Annotated in this window: 23 protein-coding genes; 10 read left to right on the forward strand and 13 right to left on the reverse strand. The window is 62.8% G+C overall.

Going from position 1 to position 23638, the window contains the following annotated elements; all coding sequences use genetic code 11:
- Positions 1 to 46: 46 nt before the first annotated feature.
- Both EJ076_RS19625 and EJ076_RS19630 read right to left on the reverse strand, forming a co-directional pair.
- Complete coding sequence (locus tag EJ076_RS19625; protein ID WP_126068987.1) at positions 47 to 1522, reverse strand: MDR family MFS transporter; 1476 nt, start codon at positions 1520 to 1522, stop codon at positions 47 to 49.
- 217 nt (positions 1523 to 1739) lie between these two features.
- Positions 1740 to 2357, reverse strand: a complete 618-nt coding sequence (locus EJ076_RS19630; protein ID WP_164548866.1) for a DUF922 domain-containing protein — start codon at positions 2355 to 2357, stop codon at positions 1740 to 1742.
- Positions 2358 to 2481: 124 nt separating this feature from the next.
- Here EJ076_RS19630 and folP point away from each other — a divergent pair, with 124 nt between their 5' ends.
- From folP to folK, 3 genes are read left to right on the forward strand one after another with little or no spacing between them, the layout of a single operon-like run.
- Positions 2482 to 3333 carry a dihydropteroate synthase gene (gene folP, locus EJ076_RS19635; protein WP_126068988.1) on the forward strand — a complete coding sequence of 284 codons (852 nt, stop codon included), beginning with the start codon at positions 2482 to 2484 and terminating at the stop codon, positions 3331 to 3333.
- 3 nt (positions 3334 to 3336) lie between these two features.
- Positions 3337 to 3696 (forward strand): dihydroneopterin aldolase, encoded by a 360-nt coding sequence (gene folB / locus EJ076_RS19640; protein ID WP_056582260.1) that lies wholly within the window; start codon positions 3337 to 3339, stop codon positions 3694 to 3696.
- Positions 3680 to 4192 (forward strand): 2-amino-4-hydroxy-6-hydroxymethyldihydropteridine diphosphokinase, encoded by a 513-nt coding sequence (folK, locus tag EJ076_RS19645; RefSeq protein WP_109669265.1) that lies wholly within the window; start codon positions 3680 to 3682, stop codon positions 4190 to 4192. Before folB ends, folK begins: the two co-directional genes overlap by 17 nt.
- 27 nt (positions 4193 to 4219) lie before the next feature.
- Here folK and EJ076_RS19650 read toward each other — a convergent pair whose 3' ends face one another.
- Positions 4220 to 4765: a DUF924 family protein gene (locus tag EJ076_RS19650; protein ID WP_126068989.1), complete on the reverse strand. Its 546-nt coding sequence runs from the start codon at positions 4763 to 4765 to the stop codon at positions 4220 to 4222.
- A 14-nt stretch (positions 4766 to 4779) separates the two neighbouring features.
- Entirely contained in the window at positions 4780 to 6615 is a 1836-nt protein-coding gene (locus EJ076_RS19655) for a monovalent cation:proton antiporter-2 (CPA2) family protein (RefSeq protein WP_109669260.1), read from the reverse strand.
- Between the two features lie 248 nt (positions 6616 to 6863).
- Between EJ076_RS19655 and EJ076_RS19660 the strand changes: the two genes are divergently transcribed.
- Positions 6864 to 7130, forward strand: coding sequence for a hypothetical protein (locus EJ076_RS19660; protein ID WP_056582264.1), 267 nt, complete (start codon positions 6864 to 6866; stop codon positions 7128 to 7130).
- Positions 7131 to 7222: 92 nt separating this feature from the next.
- Here EJ076_RS19660 and EJ076_RS19665 read toward each other — a convergent pair whose 3' ends face one another.
- The 4 genes from EJ076_RS19665 to EJ076_RS19680 form a co-directional block, all read right to left on the reverse strand.
- Positions 7223 to 7777, reverse strand: coding sequence for a hypothetical protein (locus EJ076_RS19665; protein ID WP_126068990.1), 555 nt, complete (start codon positions 7775 to 7777; stop codon positions 7223 to 7225).
- A 135-nt stretch (positions 7778 to 7912) separates the two neighbouring features.
- A complete protein-coding gene (locus tag EJ076_RS19670) occupies positions 7913 to 9022 on the reverse strand; it encodes a YcjF family protein (protein WP_126068991.1) in 1110 nt (369 codons plus the stop codon).
- Positions 9019 to 10497, reverse strand: coding sequence for a YcjX family protein (locus tag EJ076_RS19675; RefSeq protein ID WP_126068992.1), 1479 nt, complete (start codon positions 10495 to 10497; stop codon positions 9019 to 9021). The genes EJ076_RS19670 and EJ076_RS19675 overlap by 4 nt, the downstream gene beginning before the upstream one ends.
- Before the next feature lie 63 nt (positions 10498 to 10560).
- Positions 10561 to 11064: a histidine phosphatase family protein gene (locus EJ076_RS19680; protein ID WP_126068993.1), complete on the reverse strand. Its 504-nt coding sequence runs from the start codon at positions 11062 to 11064 to the stop codon at positions 10561 to 10563.
- A 334-nt stretch (positions 11065 to 11398) separates the two neighbouring features.
- Here EJ076_RS19680 and dksA point away from each other — a divergent pair, with 334 nt between their 5' ends.
- Positions 11399 to 11815: an RNA polymerase-binding protein DksA gene (dksA, locus tag EJ076_RS19685; RefSeq protein ID WP_013531862.1), complete on the forward strand. Its 417-nt coding sequence runs from the start codon at positions 11399 to 11401 to the stop codon at positions 11813 to 11815.
- A 201-nt stretch (positions 11816 to 12016) separates the two neighbouring features.
- Here dksA and EJ076_RS19690 read toward each other — a convergent pair whose 3' ends face one another.
- Positions 12017 to 12769 carry a flagellar biosynthetic protein FliO gene (locus tag EJ076_RS19690; RefSeq protein ID WP_126068994.1) on the reverse strand — a complete coding sequence of 251 codons (753 nt, stop codon included), beginning with the start codon at positions 12767 to 12769 and terminating at the stop codon, positions 12017 to 12019.
- Positions 12770 to 12992: 223 nt separating this feature from the next.
- Here EJ076_RS19690 and EJ076_RS19695 point away from each other — a divergent pair, with 223 nt between their 5' ends.
- Both EJ076_RS19695 and EJ076_RS19700 read left to right on the forward strand, forming a co-directional pair.
- Positions 12993 to 15566 (forward strand): PAS domain-containing sensor histidine kinase, encoded by a 2574-nt coding sequence (locus tag EJ076_RS19695; protein WP_126068995.1) that lies wholly within the window; start codon positions 12993 to 12995, stop codon positions 15564 to 15566.
- Positions 15567 to 15652: 86 nt separating this feature from the next.
- Positions 15653 to 16360 carry a purine-nucleoside phosphorylase gene (locus EJ076_RS19700; RefSeq protein WP_126068996.1) on the forward strand — a complete coding sequence of 236 codons (708 nt, stop codon included), beginning with the start codon at positions 15653 to 15655 and terminating at the stop codon, positions 16358 to 16360.
- 9 nt (positions 16361 to 16369) lie between these two features.
- On the opposite strand, the gene EJ076_RS19705 is transcribed toward EJ076_RS19700, so the two are convergent.
- The 4 genes from EJ076_RS19705 to EJ076_RS19720 all read right to left on the reverse strand — a co-directional run bounded on the left by EJ076_RS19705 (position 16370) and on the right by EJ076_RS19720 (position 20758).
- Positions 16370 to 17587, reverse strand: a complete 1218-nt coding sequence (locus tag EJ076_RS19705) for a cytochrome c (RefSeq protein WP_126068997.1) — start codon at positions 17585 to 17587, stop codon at positions 16370 to 16372.
- Positions 17584 to 19350, reverse strand: a complete 1767-nt coding sequence (locus EJ076_RS19710; RefSeq protein ID WP_126068998.1) for a GMC family oxidoreductase — start codon at positions 19348 to 19350, stop codon at positions 17584 to 17586. Before EJ076_RS19710 ends, EJ076_RS19705 begins: the two co-directional genes overlap by 4 nt.
- A gap of 2 nt (positions 19351 to 19352) precedes the next feature.
- Positions 19353 to 19979 (reverse strand): gluconate 2-dehydrogenase subunit 3 family protein, encoded by a 627-nt coding sequence (locus EJ076_RS19715; RefSeq protein WP_245462839.1) that lies wholly within the window; start codon positions 19977 to 19979, stop codon positions 19353 to 19355.
- Between the two features lie 473 nt (positions 19980 to 20452).
- Positions 20453 to 20758, reverse strand: coding sequence for a ribbon-helix-helix domain-containing protein (locus tag EJ076_RS19720; RefSeq protein WP_109669237.1), 306 nt, complete (start codon positions 20756 to 20758; stop codon positions 20453 to 20455).
- A 229-nt stretch (positions 20759 to 20987) separates the two neighbouring features.
- Here EJ076_RS19720 and EJ076_RS19725 point away from each other — a divergent pair, with 229 nt between their 5' ends.
- From EJ076_RS19725 to EJ076_RS19735, 3 genes are all read left to right on the forward strand, one after another.
- Positions 20988 to 21383 (forward strand): VOC family protein, encoded by a 396-nt coding sequence (locus EJ076_RS19725; RefSeq protein WP_126068999.1) that lies wholly within the window; start codon positions 20988 to 20990, stop codon positions 21381 to 21383.
- Between the two features lie 81 nt (positions 21384 to 21464).
- The gene (locus EJ076_RS19730; protein ID WP_126069000.1) at positions 21465 to 21995 is read left to right on the forward strand and encodes a gluconate 2-dehydrogenase subunit 3 family protein; all 531 of its coding nucleotides are present in this window, start codon (positions 21465 to 21467) and stop codon (positions 21993 to 21995) included.
- Positions 21996 to 22041: 46 nt separating this feature from the next.
- A complete protein-coding gene (locus tag EJ076_RS19735) occupies positions 22042 to 23613 on the forward strand; it encodes a GMC family oxidoreductase (RefSeq protein WP_126069001.1) in 1572 nt (523 codons plus the stop codon).
- Positions 23614 to 23638 lie beyond the last annotated feature (25 nt).

The following is a 23638-nucleotide window of genomic DNA, read 5'->3' on the forward strand; positions in this document are numbered from 1 at the left end:
CGCGTCGCTTTGAATCAAATGCAGCCGACGCGCTTCACGTCTTTTGTCAGTCAGCCAGCACCGGAGCCTCGGGATGGCCGCGCAGCGGCTTTTCCGGCATCAGCACCAGCGCGACGAGCGCCATGACCAGCATCGCTGCCGCGGTGAAGAAGATCATCACGAACGCCAGGGCCTCGACGGCGGTGCTGGCCGCCTGGGTGCCTTCTCCAGCAAGCGGCAGGCCGTAGCCGAGCGCGACCGCACCAAGGATGGCGACGCCAAGCGCGCTGCCCAAAGAGCGAAGGAAGGTCAGTACGCCGGTGGCGACACCGAGATGGGCCTGGTCGACGGCATTCTGAACCGACACGGTGGCGACCGGAAATGTCGTGCCGCTGCCCAAGCCGATGCAGGTCGTCAGGATCTCGACGATCAGCAGCGAAGCATGCCCCGCCACCAGGCTGAGTATGCCGAGGCACAGGATGGCGAAGGTCACCCCTGCCATCGCGATCCGCTTGTAGTGAACGACCCGGGCAATCGTGCGGCCGCTGAATGTCGCGCCCGCAACGGTGCCGAGCATGAGCCCAAGCATGGCGGTTCCCGATTCACTGGCCGAAAGCCCGAGGATGGACTGCAAGTAGACCGGCAGGTAGACCGCGAGCCCGATATTGGCGGCCTGCAGCAGGAACAACGACAACGTGCCGGCAAGGACGATGGGGTTGCCAAGCACTTCGAGCGAGATCAGCGGTTCGGCCGCGCGCAGCAGCCGCAACGCAAAGGCGCTCCAGATGACCGCCGAACAGGCGAGCAGCCCGAAGATCTCGCGTGACAGCCACGGATATTCGCTGCCACCCCAGTTCAACGCCAGCAACAGCAAGGCGGTGGCCGCGACAAGCAGCAGCGCGCCGAGGCCATCGATGCGATGGTGTTTTGCCGCGATCGGCAGCTTTCTCAATGGCTTGTTGATGATGGCCATGGCGACGAGACCAAGCGGGATGTTGATCCAGAAGATCAGTGACCAGTGCAGATGCTCGGCGAAGGTGCCGCCCAAAAGCGGGCCTGCGATGCTGGCGACCGCCCAGGTTCCCGCAATCCAGGCCGAGTAGCGCGCGCGCTCGCGCGGCGGCACGAGGTCACCGATCACGGTCTGCGCCAGCGCAAACAGGCCGCCGCCACCGGCGCCCTGGATCGCACGGCCGACGATCAGGACCAGCATGTTAGGCGCCATGGCGCTGACCAGGGATCCGGCAAGGAAGATGAGGATTGCCGCGTAAATCGTTGGCCGGCGGCCATAAACGTCCGATATCTTGCCATAGAGCGGCGCCATCGCGGTGGCGGTCAATAGGTAACCGGTCACGATCCACGGCAGATATTCGGCATGGCCGAGCAGGCGCGCCATGGTCGGCATCGCCGGCGCGACGATGGTCTGGTCAAGAGCGGCCAGAAGCATCGACAGGAGCACGCCACCGATGATGGCGTTCTTTTCGCTTTCGCTGAGAGGCGCGTCGGCCTTCACCACCGTCTGACTATCGACAGCCTGGTCCATGTCCATTCATCCGTATGCTTGCGGCTGGCCGGCGCCATCCGGCCGTTCCAGCGTGTTGACCGCGTTAGCCGCATTGATCTTTCGAAGGTCGCCCTGGCGAACCCGACATATGTCGTCCCGTATAGGCCGATTTCGACCGGTGCTCGAAAATTTTTCGAAGCTGGCACTAAGCTTCAGCGCAATTGGCCTGCGCCGCCATTCAACGCCTCGGCAGGATTCAGGCCGGCGGCAGCTGGCCGTTCCCGATGCGCTCCATCCGGTAGCGCAGAAGCCTCAGGATGCGGCTTTCGAAATTGACGCTTTCGACACGGTCGAACTGGAGCTGGGCCCGGTCGTGGCTGGCCAGGACAGCCGCGGTGATTGCGGCGGCCTTGGCCTTGGCGGCATCGCAGTTCTTTTGCGGGTAGGTGGCTTTCAGGGCCTCTTCGAGTTCGCGGCCATGGTTCTTGGCGATCTCCACATGGCGCTCCTCGTGGCGCTTGATGTCGGCGGACAGCGTATCCCAGAACAGCCTGACATCGGCATCGGCCTTGCGCGGGCGGCGCCACTCGGGAAGGATCACCTTCACCTTGACGGTCACCACAGCGTCGGCGATCCGGCAGGAGCTCGATGTCTGCGCATAGCTGATGCGGGTGGTGAAGGCCATCTGGGTGGCGCCGGGGTGCCGCATGCCCGTGCTTTTCACCTCCGGCCCGCGTTTGGAAAGCTGTGCCTCGATGTCCTCGAGCGTGCTGCCGCCAATGGCGAAATAGCTGTACGTCTTGACGAGATTGGCCGCACCCGCCGGGAGCGGGGTCACGGCGAGCAGCAGCGCGCAAGCCAAGGATTGTTTCATGCCAAGCATGGATCGCTTCATCATGTTGCCTCTTCGACCACCTTGCTTTACGGCCGTTGCCGACGCAACGGAATTGATCCGCCAGGGATCACACATGGTTGATGAACTCCATGGTTGATGAGCAATGACGGCTAGGCGATGGCAGTTGGCGCATGGACGCCATCTCGACCTTGGTGGCAAGGCCGTGGTCGTCGGCATCCTCAATGTCACGCCCGACAGCTTTTCCGACGGCGGTTTGTTCGACGCCCCTGAAAAAGCGCTGGTCCAGGCACGGCGCATGATCGGGGAAGGGGCGCTGGTCGTCGATGTCGGCGGGGAATCGACCCGCCCAGGTGCTGCCGCGGTATCGGCCAGCCAGGAACAGGCCCGCATCCTGCCGGTGATCGAAGCGCTGGCGGGCGTGAGCGAGGTGCTGATTTCGGTCGACACCTATCGTGCCGAGACGGCGCGGCTTGCGGTAGCTGCCGGTGCGCATATCGTCAATGATGTCTGGGGTTTGCAGCGCGAACCCGGCATTGCGCGTATCGCCGCCGATACCGGCGCCGGGCTTGTCATCATGCATACCGGGCGAGATCGCCAGAAGCTGCCGGACGTGATTGCCGATCAGCTGACGTTCCTGCGTAAATCGCTCGAAATCGCCCGCCAGAACGGCGTTGCCGATGATCATATCGTGCTCGATCCCGGGTTCGGCTTCGCCAAGGAGACGGCGGAGGAAAATCTCGACCTGATGGCTCGCTTTTCGGAGCTGCATACGCTCGGCTTGCCGCTGATGGCCGGTACGTCGCGAAAACGCTTCATCGGCACGGTCACAGGCCGCGATGCGGCTGACAGAGGTGTCGGAACAGCGGCGACCAGCGTCATCTTGCGGCTCAAGGGCGCCGATCTGTTTCGCGTCCACGATGTCGCATTCAACGTGGACGCATTGGCGCTCGCAGATGCTATGCTGGCGCGTCAAACCGACCGGGCGAGAAACTGAGCGATGTATGTCATCCGCATGAAGAACTGCGCTTTCTTTGCCCGGCATGGCGTGCTGGACGAGGAGGAACGGCTCGGCCAGCGCTTCTATGTCGATGCCGCTCTCACCGTTGATCCCGGCCGGGCGCTTGTCGAGGATTCCATCGAGGACACCGTCAACTACGGCATTGCCTTCACGGTGATCGAAAAGATCATCACCGGGCAGCGCCGTTTCCTGATCGAGTCCCTAGCGCTCGAAGTGGCCCGTGCGCTGACGGCGCGTTTTCCGCAGATTAAGAAAGCCGAGATCACGGTGCGCAAGCCCAATGCCCCGGTGCCCGGCGTGCTCGATTACGTCGAGGTGACCGTTGTCTGGCCCGAATAGCACGGTCTATCTCAGCCTTGGCGGCAATCTTGGCGACCCGGCGAAATCAATGGGCGCGGCGCTGCGCATGCTGGATGCCGACGCGGACACGCGTGTCACCGGCGTGTCCTCGCTCTATCGCACGCCGCCCTGGGGCAAGCTCGATCAGCCGGACTTTCTCAATGCCGCCGCCGAAATTTCCACTGGGCTTGCACCGCGCGCCTTGCTCGACCTCTGCCTCGACGCCGAGCGCAAGCTGAAGCGGGTGCGCGAGGAGCGCTGGGGGCCGCGGCTGATCGATATCGACATTCTGGTGTTCGGCGACCGCGTTATCCACGAGACCGGGCTGGAGGTGCCGCATCCGCGCATGCTGGAGCGTGCCTTCGTGCTGGCGCCGCTGGCCGAGATCGCGCCCGGCCTGGTTGTCGGTGATCGCAGCATCACGGACCGGCTGGTCGCCGTCGACACGTCCGGCATCGAGCGCTTGTCGTCCGGCCGGGACTGGTGGCTGGCCTGACGTCTGGATGAGGCGGCAGCCGAACTTTCAGCCCGAGAATCCGCCGCCGTCCAGGAACGTTTGCTCCTGCGGCGTGGTTTCGCGGCCAAGCATTTTGTTTCGGTGCGGAAAACGACCGAAATTCTGAATGATATCACGATGTTCGACAGCATACTTCAGGTAGGGTTCGGCCCTGGTCTGGGTCAGATCGACCGATATGTGCTGGTCGGCGAGCAGTTCCGAATGCTCGTACGGCAGATAGAGGAAGACGCGGATTTCTTGCTCGAGCGCCAGATCATGGCCGGCCGCGATCGCCTTTGCGGCAAAATATCTGGCGAGCGGGTCGGTCGCGTACATGTGGCCGGTTCCGCGAAAGCAGTTCCGCGGAAACTGGTCGAGCAGGATCATCAGCGCCAGCGAGCCTTCGGCATGCTCCAGCCAGCCGTCGCATTCACGCCGCGCGGCGGCGTAGTGCAGATCGAGAAAGCGATTGCGGAAGTCGGCATCGAATGCCTCATTCTTCTCGAACCACGCGTCCTCGCCGGCATCGCGCCAGAATTTGGTGACCGACAGGGCACTGCTGTCCAATTCCATCCCTGATTCCTTGCTCAATCGGCGGGTTCGGATTTGTGTAGCACCCCGGCGGTCTCTTCGTTGAGCGCCTGGCCAGGGCGGCGCGGCGTGGACAGCGGTGTGGGAATCGGCGTGCCGATATTGCCTCTCAGGAAGCGCTGTCCGGCGCGAATGCCTTCGGCGAGCTGGGTTTCGAAGCGGTTGGTGTCGCGGCGTCTGACGTCTTCGATCGTTTCAGCCACGTCTTCCGGATCGACACCCAGCGATTCCAGGGCCGAGCCGCCGAAAACAAGTGCGGATTCGAAGGTTTCACGCAGTTGGTAATCAACGCCGGCGCGAATGAGCTGCAGCGCGGTACCACGATCGAAAGCGCGTGCCAGCACGGTGAGCAAGGGAAACTCAGCCTTGACGAGCTCCGCGATGCGAACGGCCACGTCAGCCTTGTCGACGCAGATCAGCACGGCGCGCGCCCGGCCGGCGCCGGCCGCATGCAGGATATCGAGCCGTGTGCCGTCGCCATAATAGACCTTGAAGCCGAAATCCGCCGCCGCCTGGATCATTTCGACATCATTGTCGATGATCGAGACGTCGATGCCGCGCAGCAGCAGCGGCTGGCTGGCGATCTGGCCGAAACGGCCGAAACCGATGATCAGCACGCTTCCGGTCAGTCCGTCGGCGACGTCGACCCCGTCGAGCGATTGCTCGTCGCGCGGCGTCAGATAGCGCAAAGCGATGATCGCCAGCGGCGTCAGCACCATGGAGATGATGACGATCGCCGTCAGCGTCGCGTTGGCGTTGCCGTCGATGATGCCGACCGCTGCGGCCGCGGAGTAAAGGACAAAGGCAAATTCGCCGCCTTGCGCCATGAAGACCGCGCGCTCCAAAGCTTCGCGATGGCCGGTTTTCAGGATACGGGCGACGATGTAGATGCCGAACGCCTTCATCACCATGTAGGCGACGACATAGATGGCGATCAGCCGCCAGTTCGCGGCGACCACATGCAGGTCGAGCGACATGCCGACGGCAAGGAAGAACAGGCCGAGCAGGATGCCGCGGAAGGGTTCTATGTCGGCTTCGAGCTGATGGCGGAAGGTCGATTCGGACAGCAGCACGCCGGCCAGGAATGCGCCCATCGCCATCGACAGGCCGCTGAGCTGCATGGCGAGCGCGGATCCGAGAACCACCAGAAGTGCTGCCGCCGTCATCACCTCGCGAGCACGGGCATCCGCCAGGATGCGGAAGAACGGATTGAGCAGATACCGGCCAGCCACCACCAGGCCGACGATCGCGGCGAGGCCGATGCCGACCTCGGTCAGCCGCTCCGACAGGCTGGTGTCGGCTCCGCCGGGCGCCAGGAACGCGATCAGGGCCAGCAACGGCACGATGGCCAAATCCTCAAGCAGCAGGACCGATACGATGCGCTGGCCTTTTGGTGCGGCGATTTCGCCGCGTTCCTCGAGAAGTTGCATGACGATCGCGGTCGAGGTGAGCACGAAGCCGGCGCCGGCGACGAAGGATTGCGCGATCGGAAACCCTCCCGCCATGCCAACACCGGTCAGCAGCAGCGCGCAGACGCCGACCTGCAGCGCGCCGAGGCCGAAGATCTCGCGGCGCAGGCCCCACAGCCGCGACGGCTGCATCTCCAGTCCGATGATGAACAGGAACATCACCACGCCGAGTTCGGCGACATGAAGAATGGCTTCCGATTCGGAAAAGACGCCGAGGCCAAACGGGCCGATGACTACCCCGGCGGCCAGATAGCCGAGGATCGAGCCGAGGCCCATGCGCTTGAAGATCGGAACGGCGACGACGCCGGCCGCAAGCAGCGCCACCACCTGAACCAGATCGCTGCTCGATGCCGCTACCGCCATGCCGCCATTCCGCTCGTTTGAGGACCGATTCCGATTTCGGGCTTATGTGACCAAGGGGCGAAGATAGGGGCTTCGGCGGGCATCGAACAGCCCGAATCCGGATCGCTGGCGATGTTGCAGGCGCGATACACAAGTTGACACCGGGAACACGTTGCATCTTGCCACAATCGAAGGCTAAGGACGCTCGGCTTCGGCCATTGGAGGGTGATCGACGATCAAGTCGCACCTTTTTTGAGGAGATGACTGACATGAAGAAGTTTTTGTTTGTTGCCGTCGGCCTGGCGGTGCTTGCCGGTTCGGCTTGCTCGAAGGCGCCTGAGTGCACGGCGGAGATCGCGACCAAGAAAGCGCAGGACATGGCTGCCGCGCTGCAGGAGGCGATCACCAAGGACCCGTCCAAGGCGGCTGATCTGACCGCGAAGGTCCAGGCGGTGACAACCAAGTATCAGGGCGCCACGACGTTGGCCGATGCCTGCAAGGCGTATGACGAAGTGACGGCCGCGATCAAGGGCTAACGCCCTGATTCGAGATCAAGGGCTAAGCGCCTGATTCTACCGGTTCAAACGAGGCGGCGACCATTGGGTTGCCGCCTTTTTCTTTGGATTGTTCAGTTCGGCGCGATGGAGCCGACTTCGACGGCGTCGACGCGCTTCAGGCTCATGCCGATCACCGGCACCAACTGGTCGTCGACGCGCACGGCAATGGTCACCGTCATCGAATTGTCGTCGGGGATGCGGGCCTGCATGACGCCGCGCAACTGGTTGCGGTTTATGGTGAAGACCACCTTGTGGGGATCGACGACGTTGCCGCCGATGATATCGAGGCCGGAACCGGTCGCGCCACCCATGAAGCTGCCCTTGTAGCCCTCGCGGCCCTTGCGCTCGATCTTGGCCGACATCGGCTGGGTGAACATGCCGACCCGGCAGCCGCCGTCGAGCGACATGCCGACCTTGCCGTCCGGCGTCGAGCCGGTGAAGCTGCAGTTGAACTTGGTGCCCTTGTACTTGCCGGCGACGATTTCGCCGGGACCGATCCATTTGCCCTCGGCCGACTGGAAGAATTGCTTGTCCGGTTCCGCCGCGGACGCCGCTCCGGCAATGCCGACGAGAGCTGTGATCACGGTTGCCAGGGGCAGGACGCTGGATAGTATTACGCTTTTCATCGACGACACCCGGCAACAAAGAGGCTGTTTGGAACCCGTCTGACCATGAACAAGATTGGTTAATGCTTCGTCACTACGGGGCCGCCGCAAGGCAGTCCGGTAACAATTCCGAAGGTCCAAACGCTCCAGCCCGGCTCACTTGCCGGACGGGGTTGTTTCACCATCTTTCCTGGTTGCAAACGATGTCAGCGCCGAGAGGAAATCGCCCAGTCCGGGACGCTTCGCGGCGCTGAAGGGCAGGGGGCGCGCCGTCTCCATCGCCGCGATGCCGATGCGCGCCGTCATCATGCCGTTGACGACGCCCTCGCCAAGCTTGGCTGAAAGGCGCGCCGCCAGGCCGTGGCCGACGATCTGCTGGACGAAACTGTCGCCGACCGCGATCGAGCCGGTGACCGCCAGATGCGCCAGCACGCTGCGCGCCAGGCGGAAGAAACCCAGCGTTCCCGGCCGTCCGCCATAGAGTTCCGACAAGCGGCGGATGAGCCGCCCGGCCTCGAACACGACATAGGCGACATCGACAAGTGCGCGCGGACTGACCGCCGTCACCAGTGAGACGCGTTTGGCAGCCTCGAGAATCATCACCTTTGCCCTGGCATCGAGTGGTCCAAGGATTTCGGCTTCGGCCAGGCGCACCAGATTGCCGCCGTCGATGATTTCGCCGCGCAGTTCGGCCAGCGCGCGCCGGCCGGCCGCGGTCTCGGGTTTGGCCGCGACAAAGGCTGACAATTCGTCGACGACCGATCGTGCCGCCTTGGGATCGTCACGGGCGATCGCATCGAGCGCCCGCTTCTGCAGCTTTTCGACCTCGGCGAGCCGGGCGATCGCCAGGAACTCGCGAATCAGGATCACCACAAGCGCCAGCACGGCGATGGCGGCCATGCCCGCGGCCAGCCAGCCCAGCCATTCGGCGCGCGCAAAGAGGTCGCGTATGAGCTGATCGGTCCACAGGCCGACAGCCAGCGAAACCAGCACGCCAAAGGCGCCGAAGAAGATGCTGCCGAGCAGCGAGCGTTTCCTGGGGGCGATGGCCGGTGGCGGCTCGGCGGCGATGATGTCAGGTTCGTCGAAGACGTCGACTTCCGCCGGTATGACGGTCGCGACATCGGTCTTCATCGCGCGGGTTTTGCGCTGGGTGTCGGCCTGGGCACGGGTACCGGCCTGGGCGTGGCGCGTCTCCGGCGCTTCTTGTCTCGGTGGGGCTTCCGGCTCGATGCGGAATGCTGCCGGCTTGCGGGGCGCGGTCATGCCAGATGATCTCCGATCAGGAACTGCAAGGCACGGTCGAGCCTGATATGCGGCAGCGACAGCGTAACGCCTTCGGCCGTGCGTTCGAGCTTTGGGGGACGGAAGCGGACGAAGCGGATTGCCGGGTCCGCGGAGTCCTGCTTGTGATCGGCTCCCGAAATATCGAAAACCGCGTCAATGTTCTCCGGTAAGTCACCGGGAAATATGGCTGTTTCTGTCTTTCCGTCAAAGGTTTCGCCGTTGATCTTCTCACCGGCGATCGGCGTCCCGATGATGACGGGAAGCGTGTCCCGGCCCTGCTTGACGGTGCCTTCGCGTGTCGCACGCACCGCCGCCATGGCGACCACATCGACATCGGCGCCGGTGAAGTTTGCCCGTGCCACGGCGCGGTCGGCAAGCCGCCGCACGATCGCCTGCAGGCGGTCATGGCTTTCGTGGTGCAGATGGTCGGCCTTGGTCGCGGCAACAAGTATGCGGTCGATGCGCCGCGAGAACAGATCGGTGAGGAAGCTGCCCCGGCCGGGGCGGAAACAGCTGAGGATCTCGGTCACCGCGCGCTCCAGGTCGGCCATGGCGCCGGGGCCGGCGTTCAGCGCCTGCATGGCGTCGATCAGCACAATCTGGCGATCGAGGCGGGTGATGTGTTCGCGGAAGAAGGGTTTGACGACATGCGTCTTGTAGGCCTCGTAGCGCCTGTCCATCATGGCGTGCAGCGACCCTGGGCGCGGACGCTTGTCGCCAATCCCAACCAGGGGCGCGAAGGTCAGTGCCGGCGAGCCTTCGAGATCGCCCGGCATCAGGAAGCGGCCGGGCGGCAAGGTCGAAAGCGCCCGCTCGTCGAGCTTGCACGCTTTCAGATAGGCGGCGAAGCTCTCCGCCAGGCGGCGCGCCGTCATCTCGTCGGCGTCAGCGTTCGGGTCGATCTCCGCCGACAGCGCCCGCCAGGCCTGCGACAGGTCCTCGCGCACCGGCAGAACGGCCATTTCGAAGGCTTCATGCGAAAAGTCGGCGAAGGATTTGCCGAGCAGCGGCAGATCGAGCAGCCATTCGCCGGGATAATCGACGATATCGACCGACAGTCTGCCTGAGGAAAACATGCGGCTCCAGCCGGAGGCCGATTCATATTCGATGGTCAGCCGCAGTTCCGAAATGGCGCGCGTCGAATCGGGCCAGGCACGGTCGTTGACCAGGGCGGCGATGTGATCCTCGTACTGGAAGCGCGGCACGGCGTCGTCCGGCTGCTGCTCGAGGAAGGCGCGGGCGATACGCCCCGATTTCTGCGCCTCGAACAGCGGCAGGCGCCCGCCATGGATCAAATTGTGGACAAGGGCCGATATGAACACCGTCTTGCCGGCGCGGGACAATCCGGTCACGCCGAGGCGCAGCGATGGGGAAAAAAGCCCGGTGGCGCGGCCCGATAGCGTGTCGAGGGCAATCCTCGCCTCGTCGGTGAAGGTGGTCAGCGATGATGCCAAAATATGCTCTCTCGGACTTCGGTCCGTCCGATATAGGCTCTGCAACCAGGCTTTGAAATGGCTTCAGAGATCGGCCGGCGTCAGGAACGCCTCGAGATAGCCGGCGCCCTGGGCGGCTTTTGCGAGGTCATCGTCGAAGCGGACGACCGCCAGGCCCGAGGTCGGGAACCCGTGGTTGAGCGTGGCCCGCGCCGTCTCGTCGCCGTCGCCCGAAACCGCCATAGCGAGATCTTCCGTCATCGGGTTGTGGCCGATGACCAGCAGTGAACCCGCCCCGCCATTGTCCCTGATAAGGTGGAGGTAACCGGCCGCGTCCGCGCTGTAGAGCGTGTCGAAGAACAGGACCCGACCGGTGTCGGTCTGGCCGGCCAGGCCTTCCAGCGTCTCCTTGGCGCGTTTGGCATTGGAGCACAGCGTCAGGTCCGGAACGTAGCAGCGGGAGCGCATGGCGGCGCCCATCCTTTCGGCATCGGCGCGGCCGGATGCATCGAGCGGGCGATCGAAATCGCGTACGCCGGGCAGCGCCCAGCCAGCCTTGGCATGTCGCAACAGATAAAGCCTGCTCACCCAACCTCCGAATGCCGAAGCCTTCCAGGATTAGCCACGAGAACGGCGTCGCGCACAATGGCCCGTGTTCTTCGAACACAGCGAATCACCATGCTGCGGCGCCGCAAAAGGCGCCTGTGCATCGGCCCGAAGATAACGGTCGATCTTCGGAAAGCATGTTTCGCCGGATCGAAAGTGTCGCAGCGTAGTTTGGTACCAAAGCGACCGTATGCTGCTGCAAAGGCGCGCGCCGGTGCACATTAACAATTGCGTGAGACAGCGGCCGATTGCGCTTGTGCAGGCGTCGGGCGACGAATATATAGGCGCGAAATTTGGGGCAGTTTGGGTGAGTCGAATGAACGACATCGTTACCGCCGATTACGTACCCTCCGAAGACGAGCCGTTCATGAACGAGCGGCAGAAATCCTACTTCCGCTCAAAGCTCGTCACCTGGAAGAATGACATACTGCGCGAAGCACGCGAAACACTGGAAATCCTGCAGCAAGAAAACGCCAACCACCCCGATCTGGCTGATCGCGCCTCTTCGGAAACCGATCGCGCCATCGAACTCAGGGCCCGCGATCGTCAGCGAAAGCTCATTGCAAAGATCGATTCCGCTCTGCAGCGCATCGACGAAGGCACCTACGGCTATTGCGAGGAAACCGGCGAGCCCATCGCGCTGAAGCGGCTCGATGCGCGTCCGATCGCGACGTTGTCGATCGAAGCGCAGGAGCGGCATGAGCGCCGCGAAAAAGTCTACCGCGACGACTAAGGATCAAGGCTGGCAGCGTACGACCAGCCGTCCATGAGCGACGTTGATTTGAAATGGCCGGTTTTCCCCGGCCATTTTTGGCGGGCATTTACCGTTCAGGGCGCACGAATCCGCAAGCCCTCGACGCATGGGCCTTCCAAAAGGTGGTTCGGCAGCCGAACCGGCTACGATTTTCGCGTTGAGTAGCGCCTCAGCGGCCTCTTATCGCTTCTGGCTGGAGAGTTCGCCGAGAAGCTTGGTCATTTCATCGTCGAGCGACTGCGGCGCCTTCGCCACCGGTTTGCCCACCGGGCCGCCCGAACGGGGCTGGTCGAGCGACACTTCTAGTTCCCTCATCAGCGTGTCGTCGATGCTGTCCTGCACAGCTGGAGGCGGTGGCGCGTGCCGGACGACATTGGCATTGGCGGAACCATAGGCGGGCAGCGGCGTGATATTGGTCGGCTGGTAGCTTTGCACCGCCGGCTTTGGCGCGGGTGCCGGTGCCGGCGCTATTTGGCGCGGGCGGGCGGGTGGCGCGGTGTTCACCGGCTGCGATGCGGGTGCCTGTCTTGCAGGCGGTGGAGCGGGTTGCGGCGGACGCGGCCTTGCTGCTGCCGGGGCCGCAGTGGCCGGGACCGGCTGCAAGCCGCCGTCTCCGGTCAATGCCGGACGGCGTAGTGCCGAAAGACGGATATCGCGCTCGACGACGACGTCGGTCGGGCCGCCGATCAAAAGCAGGTGCTCGATGTCATCGCGGCGCACCAGCACCAGCCGGCGATGGCTGTCGACGGCGGTGGCATCCATGACGGCCAGCCGCGTCTTGCGGTTGCGGCCGCCGGCAACAAAGGTTCCGAACGTCAGATTGCGCACCAGCTTGATGATGACGAGAACGATGACCAGCAGGACAAGTGCTGCAAACGTCCACAACAGTGCTGCGGCATAACCAGGGCCCGCCACGCTATCCAGCCATTGCATTGGTTACCCCTGATTGCCCTTGGAAGTGATGCGACACTAGACCGTTGCGGCGGGCCACCGCAAGTTGCCTTTCACGCTGGTGAACAGCTAGAAAACTCCGAAGGCCGCAAGACCATCATTTTTATCTGACATTTGCCGCCCAGGCCTTTTCCGGACTAGGAGAATGTGATTCAACCCGGTACGGGCGGGTGTCGGAACACCGGAATTCACGAGCAGGGGGCATATGGCCAAGGAAGCGCGCGGCGATTTCTATCCGGTACCGATCGTCGACCAGAATACGCGACCGGGCGCAGTCACCCGGCTTATCATTTTCATCGTCGTTCTGACGGGGGCGGCGATCGTTTTCGGTCTGTTCCGCGAGCGCCTCGGGGATCCTTTCCTGCTCGGCATGCTCGGCGTGCTGGCGATGATCGGCGTTGGCTTCCTGTTTGCCACAGCGATCGGCTTCGTGCAGGTCACGCCACGTTCGACGGGCGACGAACTGTCGAAATCCTTCGTCGATTCGATGTCGCAGGGGCTTCTCGTCACCGACACCAAAGGCCGTGTCGTTTACGCCAACCGCGCCTATGCCGACATGACCGGAGCGTCGTCGGCGGCCGACCTGAAGACGGTCGAGGGGTTGCTCTCGGATGTCCCTGAAGCCTCGGTGACGATCTATCGCCTGGCGTCGGGCCTGCGCGACGCCCAGCCGGGCGACGGTGAATTTCGGCTCGCGCAATCCATTCGGCCCGGCGCCGAGCCAGGCGCCCGCTGGTACAGGGCGCGGGCGCGCACCTTCAGCGTTCCGGGCCAGCGGCTGCCGATGCTGGCCTGGCAACTAGCCGACATCTCGCAGGAGCGGGCCGAGCAGGAGCGTTTCTTCCTCGATTTGCAGAAGGCGATCGATCACCTCGACCACGCGCCGGCCGGCTTCTTTTCGGCCGACCAGGAGGGCCGCGTCACCTACATCAACGCCACGCTTGCCGAATGGCTGGGCATCGACCTCACCAGCTTCACGCCCGGTGCCGTCTCCCTGGCAGAGATCGTGGCCGGCGACGGCATGGCGCTGGTCCGCTCGGTCAAGGCTGACCCCGGCACGACACGCAACGCGGTGATCGATCTCGACTTGACGACGATGACGGGCGAGGCGCTGCCGGTGCGGTTCATGCATCGTGTTTCGGCCAGCCGCGAGGGCCTCAATGGGCCGACGCGCACGATCGTGCTCAACCGCACGCAAGGCGAGGACTCCTCGGCCGATTTGCGGGCCTCGGAAGTGCGCTTCACCCGCTTCTTCAACTCGACACCGATGGCGATAGCCGGCGTCGACCACAACGGGCGCATCCTGCGCACCAATGCGCCGTTCCTGTCGCTGTTTTCATCCGTCGTCGATCGCGACGCCGTCGACCGCCGTGTGCGGCTCGACACGGTGATCCACCAACGCGACCGGCCGGCCTTTGCGGCTGCCTTCGAGAAAGCGCAGCAGCGGCAGGCCGACATCGAGCCGATAGACACGCTTCTGCCCGGCAACGACGAGCGGCACATCCGTTTCTACGTCAACGCGGTCGCCGACGGCACCGGCGGCGAGGGCGCAGAGGAGTCGGCCATCGTCTACGCCGTCGAGACGACGGAGCAGAAGGCGCTCGAAGGGCAGATGGCGCAAAGCCAGAAGATGCAGGCGGTCGGCCAGCTTGCCGGCGGCATCGCGCACGATTTCAACAATGTGCTGACCGCCATCATCATGGCGTCGGACCTTTTGTTGACCAACCACCGTCCGTCGGACCCGTCCTTCCCCGACATCATGAACATCAAGCAGAACGCCAACCGGGCGGCTTCGCTGGTGCGGCAGCTGCTGGCCTTCTCGCGCAAGCAGACATTGCGGCCGGAAGTACTCAACCTGACCGACGTGCTCGCCGATCTGAGGATGCTGCTGGCCCGGCTGGTCGGCAATGACATAAAGCTCAAGGTCGACCACGGCCGCGACCTGTGGCCGGTCAAGGTCGATATCGGGCAGTTCGAGCAGGTGGTGGTCAACCTTGCGGTCAACGCGCGCGACGCAATGCCGGCGGGTGGCGATCTCACCGTGCGCACCCGCAACGTGACCGCCGAGGAGTGCAAGGCCTTTTCCTATCGCGAACTCGCCCCGGCGGACTATGTCGTGGTCGAAGTCGAGGACACCGGCAGCGGTATCGCGCCCGATGTGCTGAAGAAGATTTTCGAACCCTTCTTCACCACCAAGGAGGTCGGCAAGGGCACCGGCCTTGGCCTGTCGATGGTCTACGGCATCATCAAGCAGACCGGCGGCTTCATCTTCTGCGATTCCGAAGTCGGCAAAGGCTCGACTTTCCGCATTTTCCTGCCACGTCATATTGCGGAAGCGAAAAAAGCAGGCGAGCCCGGCGATGTGCCGGCGGCCCCGGCAAAGATCGCCGATGCGGCCAAGGATCTGTCGGGCTCGGCCACGGTGCTGCTCGTCGAAGACGAGGATGCCGTGCGCATGGGCGGCATGCGGGCGCTGACCTCGCGCGGCTACACCGTGCACGAGGCGTCGTCAGGCGTGGAGGCGCTGGAAGTGTTCGAGGCGCTGGGCGGCAAGGTCGACATCGTCGTTTCCGACGTGGTGATGCCGGAAATGGACGGACCGACGCTGCTTGGTGAGTTGCGCAAGCGCCAGCCGGACATCAAGTTCGTTTTCGTGTCCGGCTATGCCGAGGACGCATTCGCCAGAAACCTACCGGCCGACGCGCATTTCGGCTTCCTGCCAAAGCCGTTCTCGCTCAAGCAACTGGCGACGATCGTCAAGGATGTGCTGGAGTCCTAGAACCTCCTTCAGTTCTTTCCTTGCGCTGCGCCGCTACAACGCCATGATTGCGGGTGAAACGGCAGGCGGGCTCGGGGGAGCAGCTGGTGACGCCACACAACGAAGCGGACAAGGGCGACTACGCCGACACAGTGTTGTTGCCGGGTGATCCGCAGCGCGCCGAGTGGATGGCGCAAACTTTTCTGGAAGCGCCGCGCTGCATCAATCGCCGACGCGGCGCGCTTGGCTTTACCGGGCTGTTTGGCGGCAAACCTGTCAGCATTCAGGCGACGGGCATCGGCGTTTCATCGTTTCTGATCTATGCGCGTGAATTGCTGGAGCATTTTGGTGCGCGAACGTTGATCCGCACCGGCACCTGCGGCAGCCTGACCGCCAAGGCAAAACTGCGCAGCCTTGTCATCTCGCAATCGGCACAGGCGGAGAGCGCCCAGAGCGGTCAGGTTTTCGGCCTTTATGGACCCGCCGGCCCGGATCCGGCGCTTCTCGCCTGTGCGCTGGCCAAGGCAGCCGAACTTGGCATCGACCATTGTGCCGGCCTGACGGTTTGCAGCGACATCTTCTATCACCCTGAAGGACGCGGCCGTTTTGCCGATGCGCAGGCGGCCGGAGCTCTGGCCGTCGATATGGAAACCAGCGCACTCTATCGCATCGCCGCGCATTTCGGGGCTCGCGCGCTGTCGATGTGCGTCGTGGTCGACAACATCGAGACCGGTGAACTGACCGATTATTCCGAACGCCAGGCGCTTTTCACCGACATGAGCCGTCTGGCGCTCGCTGTTGCAGCAGAGAGCTAGAATACGGGTCTACTGGGTCAGTCCCTTGCGTACGGCAGCCACATCGTCGGATGAGACCGCCGCAGCCGCGTTGCCCCAACTGGCGCGCACATAGGTCAAGACGTCGGCGATTTCCTGGTCTTTCAGGCGCCAGGCCAGGGAGGGCATGGCAGGCGTCGTTGGCGCGTCCGCCGTATGCACGGCCTGGCTTCCGGCGAGGACGAGCCTGGCCAGCGTTTCGGAACTGCCCTGGGCGACGATCGAGTTGCCGGCAAGGGAAGGGAAAAGTACGCCCGCCCCGGCGCCATCCCCACCATGACAGGCCGAACAATTGTCACGGTAGACTGCCTCGCCCGTGGCCATCCGTGTCTCGTCAGGCTTTGCCGGTTGGGTGTTGCCGGCGTCCGAGCCCAAGCTCTTGAGATAGACGGCTACCGCCTTCAGATCCGGATCGGTCATTTTCGACGTGGAATTTTCGATGGCTTCCGCCATCGGACCTGAGGCAATCGAATGCGCGTTGACGCCGGTCTTGAGGTATTTGACCAGGTCCTCTTCCGACCATTTGCCCAAGCCCGATTGCGCATTGTTGGTGATGTCAGGGGCAAACCAGCCTTGCAGGGAGGCGCCTTGCAGGAATTCGCTATCTTTGTCCGCTCCAAGAAAGGATTTGGGCGTGTGACAGGTGCCGCAGTGTCCGGATCCCTGGACGATATAGGCGCCGCGGTTCCATTCCGCCGATTTGGAGGAATCCGGCTGAAAGCTTGCTTCGGTGAAGTTGAGGGCGTTCCAGCCCAGCATCGCCAGCCGAATGTTCAACGGGAATGGCAGCTGATTGGCCTCGACCTTGTTCGATATCGGTTCAACAGATGTCAGATAGGCCCACAGGTCGGAAATGTCCCGATCGTTCATCCTGGTATAGGCGGGGTAAGGCATTGCGGGGTAAAGCCGCACGCCATTGTGGCCGATGCCGGACTTCATCATGTTACGGAAATCGGCTTCCGACCAATTGCCGATGCCCGTCTCGCCGTCGGGGGTTATGTTGGGTGGCACAAGCGCGCCGAACGGCGTTTCGAGCGGCAGGCCGCCGGCCAGCGGTTTGCCTCCGGCCTGGGTATGACAGCCTGCGCAGTCGCCGAGCACGGCCTGATACTGTCCGCGTATGATCTGGTCCGCCTGGTCGGCACTCCATGCTGGAGCGATGGCGAGCGCCAAGGCGCCGATGGCGAGCGTGAAAACGAGCTTCTTCATGCTTGCACCAGGGGTGCACCCGGATTGCGCAGATATTGATTGCGAATGGCATCGGCGGCACGGAAGGCGAGCGCGCCGACTGTTCCCGTCGGGTTCTTGCCGGCGTTCTGCGGGAAGGCCGAAGCGCCGATGACGAAGACGTTGGGGACGTCCCAACTCTGGAGATAGGTGTTGACCGCGCTTCTCCTGGGGTCCGTTCCCATGATGGCGCCGCCCGTATTGTGGGTGCTCTGGTAGGGGACGCTGTCCCAGCCCTTCTTGCGGCGGCTGACGGTGTATTGCTTGCCACCGAGCGCCTTGGCGATCTCCTCCATCCGGTCGCATAGATAGTTCGACATCCGGATGTCGTTGTCGGGAAAATCGAACGTCATGCGCATCAGCGGCCGGCCGAAACGATCTTTGTAGGTCGGGTCGAGATCGAGGTAATTGTTGCGCGTCGCGTAGCTGCTTCCCTGTGACGAGTAGCCAAGCGTGCTCTTGTAGCCCTCGACGGTCGCCTTCTTCCAGGCGCTGCCCCATTTCGGTGTGCCGGGCAGGGTCGGCCTGGTTCCGATCGGACGCCCGTTGGTCGGTATGCAGTTGATGCCTGCGCCGCCGACGAAATCCAGGGCGCCATGATCGAAAGCATCACCATTGTAGTCGTCGATCGTCTGGCCGAGCGCGCCCGCGGCGATGAACGGATTGAAGTTCTTGTCGTCGAAGAACACCTGCACGCCGGCATTGGTCTGGTAGCAGTAGTTGCGCCCGACCGTTCCTTCCCCGCTGGTGGGGTCGTAGATCTTTCCGATGCCGGACAGCATCATCAGCCGGGCATTGTGCAGGCCGTAGGCGCACAGGAGCACGAGATCGGCGGGTTGGAAGTATTCCTGACCCGATGTGTCGACATAGGTCACGCCGCGCGCCGACTTGCCTCCGGGAGCCAGATCGACATGCAGCACCTCGCTGTCGGTCCGGACTTCGAAATTGGACTTCTTCATCAGCACGGGAAGGATGGTGGTCTGGGCGCTCGACTTGGAATAGTTGGCGCAGCCAAACCGTTCGCAGAACCCGCAATAGGTGCATTGACCCATGGCGATGCCGAGCGGGTTGACGTAGGCGCGTGACATGTTGGCGGATGGGGTGGGGAAGGGGTGCAGTCCGATCGACCGGCCGACCTCGGCGAACAGGGTCGGCGCGTAGGTCATCTGCATAGGCGGGTTCGGATAATCCCGTGACCTCGGGTCCTCGAACGGATTGCCGCCTTCCTGCAACTGACCCTTGATGTTGCCGGCCTTGCCCGAGATTCCCGCCAGATATTCGAAGCGGTCGTAATAGGGCTCCATCTCCGTGCCGGTCACGCCCCAGTCCTCGACCTGGAGATCGGCGATTCTCGACGCGCCGTATTTCTTAGTCAGATTGGTCTTTATCTGAAAGTCGGAATCCCAGAACCGCCAAGTGTGGCCGTTCCAGTGAACACCCGCGCCGCCGACGCCGTTGCCGGGTAGAAAGGAGCCGAAATCGCGCATCGGCAGCGCCGTCTGCGACGGGTCGTTGCGCACCGTCATGGTTTCCACGGTCGGCTGCAGGAAGAGGTCGCGCCGCACGCTGTAGCGCAACTCATCCTGCGCATAACCGATGTTGAAATCGGTTGCCGTGTCGCGCCAGGGACCACGCTCGATGGCCAGCACGTCCAGGCCCTGATCGGTCAATTCATGGGCAAGAATGGATCCCGTCCAACCGAGACCGACGATCACGACGTCTTTGCGAGGCAGTATCTTGGTCATGATCAGGCGCCTTTCCCGAGCCATTCGGGACGCCCGATAATCGAGACAGGCGGCTGCGGGTATGGCTGATTGTGTTTGCTGACATGGTCCCGGTAGTCGTAGCGGGCACCGGGAAAACCGAGCATGCGCCACGACACCATGTCCTTGTTGCCGCCATAGACAGGATCGGCAAAGAACCCTTCCATGGTGTTCTGCAGCAGCAGCCCGAAGAACGCCGGACCCTTGACGCCATTCGGCAGGTCGACTTTCCCAGCCTCCATGGCCGTCAGGAAGGCATCCTGTTCGGCCCGTGCAAGCTCGACGAACGTCTTGCCATCCCGCTGTTTCAGGAAGGCGTCGATGGCCGCAAGCCCGGCGCGGTAACGTTGCGCCGGATTGGCCTCGCCCTGATAGCCCTGCGTGGGCAGTCCGGGCAAAAACGGCCCTTGTGTGTAAAGCCGGCTCGACGCTCCGTACGCCCCCATCAACTGGCTGTCGATATAGACGGCGCAACCGGCTTCCTTGCCGCCCATGCTGAGCTCGTCGGCAGGAATGATGCGGTCGACGATCGCCTCGACAAGGGCTGCTTCCTGGGCTGAGAAAAAATGCCAGCCACCGGCCACGACCTGCGTTGGTGGATCGGATGCCATTGGCGTCCAGGGCAGAGTGCCCGAGAACGACCGCGCAAAACCGGCCGATGTCGCGGTTGCGGTAAATATTGCGACTGAGGACAGGAAAAGACGCCGATTCATTCGAACAGGATTGCGATGGTCCATATTAGGAATCTCGAAAATAAGAGGACGCGCTCGGGAAGTGACGCCCAAGTAATCATGACAAAGGTAGTTAGGTTAAGTCGCAGATCGAATGTTGATAGACTGCGAGATGAAAATGACCTCGTCAACCACATCACAAAATCGTTAGCGAGGGTTCGTCTACTGCCAATCAGGTCTGATTGTGTTGTTGAAGCCCGATGGCTGCCTGGGAAGTCGGGCCATGATCCCGCGAAGCATCCGACCTACCTGCCCGGATGCTGGACCGATAGAAACAGAGTCGTGCCATCAGGCATGAATCAGGGACCGGTCCTTGACCGGCTGGCGTTCGAGGTCGCGGTCAACAGTTAGAGCTAGGCGGCTTCGCGCTTCGGCACCATCTGCTCTTCCATGCCCGGCCGGTGGCCGCGCAGGTAGAGCGCGCAGGTGGTGCGCAGCATCGACGCGAAGTTCGGAATGGCGCCGTTGATCTCGATGGCTTCGTCATAAAGCTTCGAGATGAATTTTGGCGTCGTCAAACCCTGGTTTTCGGCGATTTCGTCCAGCAAAGCCCAGAATGTCGCTTCAAGCTGGATGCTGGTCGAGTGGCCGTCGATGCGAATCGACCGGTTGATCTGGCGATAGCCTTCGGGATCCTGGCCCGCAAACACCCTGCACATCCGACAAACCTCCCATGATTGTTGGTCTTGGGTGGACGGGCGTGCAGCCTGACACTGCTCAACCTGTCCCCATATGCATTGTCGGGCAAAATTGGCGGAACGGCAATCGGACTTTCGTCCCCGTCGCCGAAGCAGGGCAATTCACGGGTCTTGAGCGTGGTAACCGGCTGCCACCACCTTTTTTCCGCGCTGCCCATAATCGTTTCCACACATTAGGACGGAGACTGATTTGGCAAAAGCGATCCATTCCATGATCCGGGTTCTCGACGAGGCCCGATCCGTCGATTTCTACAGAAATGCCTTCGGGCTCGATGTCGGCGACAGGCTGGACTTCGAGACATTCACGCTTATTTACCTCAGCAATGCCGAGACAGGGTTCGAACTCGAACTGACCGTGAACAAGGATCGGCAGGGCCCCTACGGGCTCGGCGACGGCTACGGTCACCTGGCGGTCTCGGTCGCCGATCTCGACAGCGAACATGACCGTCTCGGCGCGCTCGGCCTCAACCCGAAGAAGATCGTCGAGTTCAACCGCGACGGGTCGCTGATCGCCCGCTTTTTCTTCATCGAGGATCCGGACGGCTACAAGATCGAGGTTCTGCAACGCGGAGGTCGCTTCCAATAGGGGACATAGCGACCGCACCGGCAGGTGCGGCGCCAGCAACGGCACTTTCAAGAGTGCACATAGCAAGCAGGGAGGAATAAAATGGTCACGATCTATGACGCGAAGCCCGGGCTTTCACGTCGCGAGCTTCTCAAACGCGGTGGCATCGGCGCGCTGCTCGTCATCTCTGGCAGTGCCGTCATCAGTCCCGAACATGCATGGGGGCTCGAGACATCGGCACTCAAGCCCGAAACCGTGGCGACGCTGATCCAGATGGCGCGCGACATCTATCCGCACGATCAGGTTCCCGACAAATATTACGCCATTGCCGTGAAAGGCCATGACGAGCAGGCCGGCAAGGACGCCGCCTACAAGGCGATGATCGAAGACGGCATCGCCGACCTCGACAAGAAGTCCGGTGACGGCGGCTACCGCGGCCTCGGCTGGGAGGACCAGCGCGTCGGCGTGCTGAAGCAGATCGAGGCGACGCCGTTCTTCCAGGCCATCCGTGGCGGCCTCGTCGTCAGCCTCTACAACCAGAAAGAGGTGTGGCCGATCTTCGGTTACGAGGGCGAGTCTTATTCCAAGGGCGGCTACATCGCGCGCGGTTTCAACGACATAGAGTGGCTCTGAGCCCCGTCGTTCCTGAACCCGCAAACAGAAATCATGGGAGGAAACCATGGCAGCTTCATTTGATCTGAACAACGACGGCGTGGTCGTCATCATCGGTTCGGGCGCCGGCGGCGGCACGCTCGGCAACGAACTCGCCCAGAAGGGTGTCGACGTCGTCATCCTGGAAGCCGGCGCGCGCCACGAATATGAGGATTTCATCAATGACGAGTGGGGCTCGTTCGCCCAGCTCGCCTGGACGGACAAGCGCACCACCTCCGGTGACTGGCGTGTGGCCAAGGATTTTCCGAACCTGCCGGCCTGGATCGTCAAGTCGGTCGGCGGTTCGACGACGCATTGGGCCGGAGCCTCGCTGCGCTTCCAGGAGCATGAGTTCAAGACACTGTCGACCTACGGCAAACTGGAAGGCGCCAATTTGCTCGACTGGCCGATCACGCTCGCCGAGATGGAACCCTACTACGCCAAGGCCGAAGCCAAGATGGGCGTCACTGGCACCAATGACTGGCCGCGGCTGCCGGGCAACAACAATTTCAAGGTGCTGAAGGCCGGCGCAGACAAGCTCGGCTACAAGGAATGCCACACCGGCAATATGGCGATCAATTCGGTCGAGCGCGACGATCGTAATTCCTGCCAGCAGACCGGCTTCTGCTTCCAGGGCTGCAAATGGGGCGCCAAATGGTCGACGCTCTACACCGAGATACCCAAGGGCGAGGCGACGGGCCATCTCGAAGTCAGGCCGAACGCCATGGCGATCAAGATCAACCATGATGCTAGCGGAAAGGTGACCGGCGTCGTCTATGCCGACAAGGACGGCAAGCTCCAGGAGCAGAAGGCGCGCATCGTCGCCGTCGCGGGAAATTCGATCGAGAGCCCAAGGCTGCTGCTCAATTCGGCATCGGGCAAATTCCCTGACGGTCTTGCCAACTCGTCGGGGCAGGTGGGCAAGAACTACATGCGCCACACCACCGGCTCGGTCTATGCCATCTTCGACAAACCGGTGCACATGTATCGCGGCACCACCATGGCCGGCATCATCCGCGACGAGGCGCGCCATGATCCGTCACGTGGTTTCGTCGGCGGCTACGAGTTCGAGACGCTGTCACTGGGTCTGCCGTTCATGGCGGCCTTCCTCAATCCCGGCGCCTGGGGCCGCTCGTTCACCACCGCACTCGACCACTACGACCACATGGCCGGCCTGTGGATTGTCGGCGAGGACATGCCGCGCGCGGAGAATCGCATCACGCTGCATGCCGACGAGAAGGACGCGCACGGCATGCCGATCGCCGACGTGCATTTCGACGATCATCCGAACGACACAGCGATGCGCAACCACGCCTACAAGCAGGCCACGGCGCTCTATGCTGCGGTTGGTGCCACGCGCACCTTCCCGACGCCGCCCTATCCGTCGACCCACAATCTCGGCACCAACCGGATGAGCGAGAAGGCGGCCGACGGCGTCGTCAACAAGCACGGCCAGGCGCACGACATCAAGAACCTGTTCGTGTCGGATGGCAGCCAGTTCACGACCGGAGCCGCCGAAAACCCGACCCTGACGATCGTGTCGCTGGCGATCCGCCAGGCCGGCTACATCGCCGCGCAGATGTCGGCCAAGACGATCTAGTCACATCCTCCCGACTGCCTGCTGG

The organism is Mesorhizobium sp. M7D.F.Ca.US.005.01.1.1, from assembly GCF_003952545.1.
GTDB lineage: Bacteria > Pseudomonadota > Alphaproteobacteria > Rhizobiales > Rhizobiaceae > Mesorhizobium > Mesorhizobium loti.